General features: G+C 37.1%; 3 protein-coding genes. All 3 read left to right on the top strand.

Going from position 1 to position 3,393, the window contains the following annotated elements; translation table 11 throughout:
• Window positions 1-236 precede the first annotated feature (236 nt).
• Window positions 237-1,043, top strand: coding sequence for a hypothetical protein (locus BN67_RS10605; RefSeq protein WP_019224055.1), 807 nt, complete (start codon window positions 237-239; stop codon window positions 1,041-1,043).
• Between the two features lie 79 nt (window positions 1,044-1,122).
• The gene (locus BN67_RS10600) at window positions 1,123-1,503 is read left to right on the top strand and encodes a hypothetical protein (RefSeq protein WP_019224054.1); all 381 of its coding nucleotides are present in this window, start codon (window positions 1,123-1,125) and stop codon (window positions 1,501-1,503) included.
• Between the two features lie 102 nt (window positions 1,504-1,605).
• Window positions 1,606-2,364, top strand: coding sequence for a hypothetical protein (locus BN67_RS10595; RefSeq protein WP_026088288.1), 759 nt, complete (start codon window positions 1,606-1,608; stop codon window positions 2,362-2,364).
• Window positions 2,365-3,393 lie beyond the last annotated feature (1,029 nt).

Genomic DNA, 3,393 nt, shown 5'->3' with positions numbered 1-3,393 from the left:
TTAAGAACCACTGATAACAAGCGGTTAGGTTACGTAACGACCTTTCCCATGTCTTTAAAATGTACTGACTATCTTTTATGCTCTTGTTAGCATATAAGTGATTTTGTCGGGTGTGATCACGCCATACAATACCCTTTTAGGGGAAAGTGTGATCAACGGACTTGTTACCGTGTTTCTTAGCACCCGACGCCTTTAAGAGGCGTCAATAAGGAACAATTAATAACAAGGAGTTCATTATGAACAATACAGTACAAAGCACCCCCGTTTCCTCTTCTCAAAATCAAAAAATTGAAAAAAAATACGAATTTACTGGCGAGACAATCGAAGTTGGATATAGAACACTTCGTAGAATTAAAGCTTTAAGAGATTTTGATGAGGTTAAAGCTGGCGACCTAGGGGGCTTTATTAAAGAGGAAAGCGACCTCTCTCATGATGGCAATTGCTGGGTTTATGATGAGGCTATGATTATCCAAGCACGCGTTTCTGAAAATGCAAAAATACGCAATCATGCCGGTGTTATGAATTATGCTAGGGTTTATGGTAATGCCGTGATTAGTGATAAGGCATGGGTTTTTGGTGATAAAGCACATGTTTATGAAAATGCAGTCGTTAATGGCAATGCAAAAATTGGGGGCTATGTTTTTGGCAATGCCGTTGTGAGTGATAACGCCGTGATTACACAGGGGGCTCTTATTCACGATAACGCCCGTGTTTATGAAAATGCCTGTGTGAGTGGGCTGGTGTTTAATGATGCCCATGTCTATGGGAAATCACGCCTTGCTGCATGGTCAAAAGCTTATGGCAATGCTCATGTTTTTGATAAAGCTATAGTTTATGATGGTAGCAATATTTATGACAATGCCAAGGTTTTTGGCTCGGCGCGCGTTGGTCCCTTTGCAAAAATTCACGATAATGCTCATGTGAGTGGCAAGGCACAAATTTGCCAATTTACAACAATTTATGGCAATGCCGTGCTTACAGAAAATAAGAAATTTTCTGAAGATGTCTGTGGTGTTGATCAGGACGTCAATAAAGCGGTGTAATGAATACGGGCGCGGCGGGGGCGCCCTTTACCCTCATTTTTCTTCTTAAAATCTAACGAATTATAGAATGGGTATTCTCATGACCAATATAGTTATGTCTAAAAAATATGAACTCACTGATGAAACTAAAATTGTTAACGGTATCACTTTACACCGCATTAAAGCTTTAAGGGACTTTTATAATGTCAAGGCTGGCGATCTAGGAGGCTTTATTCAAAAGGAAGAAAATCTCTCTCATGAGGGAAATGCATGGGTTGGTGATGAGGCATGTGTTTATCAAGATGCGCGGGTTTGTGATCATGCGCGGGTTTATGAACATGCCAAGGTTTTTGGTAAGGCGTGGGTTTTTGGATATGCACAAATTTATGGGCATGCCAAGGTTTGTGGTGATGCTCTCATTTTTGGAACGGCATGGTTTTCTGGTGATCTAGAACTTCTTTATGATACGGCATGGTCATAACATAACTTGGGAATAATGACCGCGGGCACGGTGGGGCGCCCTCTCTCTCAAACGAATTTTCATAACAAATTTTTAAACACATTAATTGTGAAGGGACTTGCTATGTTTAAAAAATATACACTCACGAATGAAATCAAACACATTAAAAAGAAAATGACTAAAGAAGTGACAATCGTTTATCGTATTCAAGCTTTAAGAGACTTTGGTGATGTCAAGGCTGGTGATCTAGGGGGCTTTGTTGAAAAGGAAAGCAATCTCTCTCACGAAGGCAATTGCTGGCTTTATGATGATGCCTGTGCTTATAGCCATGCAAGGGTACGCAATAATGCGCACGTGCGCGGTCAAGTCTATGGCAATGCTTTTGTTTATGGCAAGGTGTTAATTTCTCAATTCGCAAAAATTTATGACAATGCACGCGTTTATGACAATGCTTATGTCATGGGCTATGTTTATAACAATGCCCAGGTCTATGGCAATGCACATATTGATGTTGAGGCGCATGTTTATGACAATGCTCACGTTTTTTATAACGCTTGGGTTTGTAGTTATGCAAGGATTTATGGTGATGCGCAGGTTTCAGGTTTTGCATATATTTGTAACTATGGGAAAGTTTATGGGCATGCCATGGTTTTTAAGCGTGCCAAAATTTATGATGAGGTCTATGGGCATGCTCGAGTGAGTGGCACTGCTGAAATTTATGGTTCTGTTTATGATAGAGCAAAGATTTCCCACAATATTAAGGTTTTGGGGAAAGTCTATGGCACTGCCATTCTCGATAAAAAAAGCAAAATAAGCTCTATTAAAAATCATCAGGAGGTTTATAAAGGTCGTAAAATTGTTGATATTAAAAACAATAAATAACGAGGCATGGGGGGGCCCCTTATTTTTAAACCTAATTAAAAAAGCCGCGTCGATTAAAAGCGCGGCTTTATAGATTGAAATGCATAAAAAATACAAATTAATAATAAATGCCTCTATATACAAAACCTATCATATTGCAAGCTCTCTATTGTCATTATGAAACGTTATCCAAAAAAAGCATAAAACGTTCTTGTTATATTTGATATGAAGAGAGAAACTGTGAATACAGCATTTACGATAAAACCTATTGAGTAGATTAAAACGTTTTGTGAGGCCTCTATCAATCCAATCAAGAATAAATGCGTTGGTAAGTGTAAATTAGCAATAAAACCCGCTCTTTTGATTTTATGCTTGTAAATGTTGATTTTGAAAGCAATCCCTCATAAGACAATAAACAACGGCTTGTTTCAACTATGCCTAATCGTGATATCCAGAGAATATTTGAGAACTTAACGAATCCAAATTTGGTGCCGTTGATTTACTGAGACCAAAATTGGGCTTAGTGGTTTCAGTGGCACTTATGCGTGATATTAAGAAAATGCTTGAAAAATTATACTTCTAAAGTAGATAATCCCAATTTTGGGGATATCTATCAAAAGTCGCTTTATATTTTAGCTAGCAAAATTAACCGCTCCCAATTTTAAAGGCGTTGTTATTTTAGAGCTAACAATTTTAAACGTTATAACAGTTTCAAACGTGCAATCTCTTTTAAGAGCGTTTACTGCCATAAGCAATTCAATTGTTAAGATGTGATTTAAACACATGCAATTATGTTGATTGGATAATTCAAACGATTGCGTCTAATAGTAACTATCGATTTTATAATTAAAACGTATTATGAATTGTTATGAACGATTACTGCTTTTGAATGCTCACATGCGTTATAATATTGACATCATGATTTGCTTTTCACGTTTTGTTTATAAATAGCAATTGTTGATAAAAAATGGTCAATTGAATCACATATAAAAGTGTGGATTCTTAAGTGGATTCATATAAAATAATTGCATACAAGCTATTGACTTTATT

The sequence above is a fragment of the Bartonella rattaustraliani AUST/NH4 genome (assembly GCF_000312565.1).
Lineage (GTDB): Bacteria > Pseudomonadota > Alphaproteobacteria > Rhizobiales > Rhizobiaceae > Bartonella > Bartonella rattaustraliani.
This window is presented reverse-complemented; position numbering and strand designations above follow the sequence as displayed.

Excerpts from the sequence above, each read along its gene's own strand:
- BN67_RS10595 (WP_026088288.1), top strand. The coding sequence starts at position 1,606 with ATGTTTAAAAAATATACACTCACGAATGAAATCAAACACATTAAAAAG.
- BN67_RS10600 (WP_019224054.1), top strand. The coding sequence starts at position 1,123 with ATGACCAATATAGTTATGTCTAAAAAATATGAACTCACTGATGAAACT.
- BN67_RS10605 (WP_019224055.1), top strand. The coding sequence starts at position 237 with ATGAACAATACAGTACAAAGCACCCCCGTTTCCTCTTCTCAAAATCAA.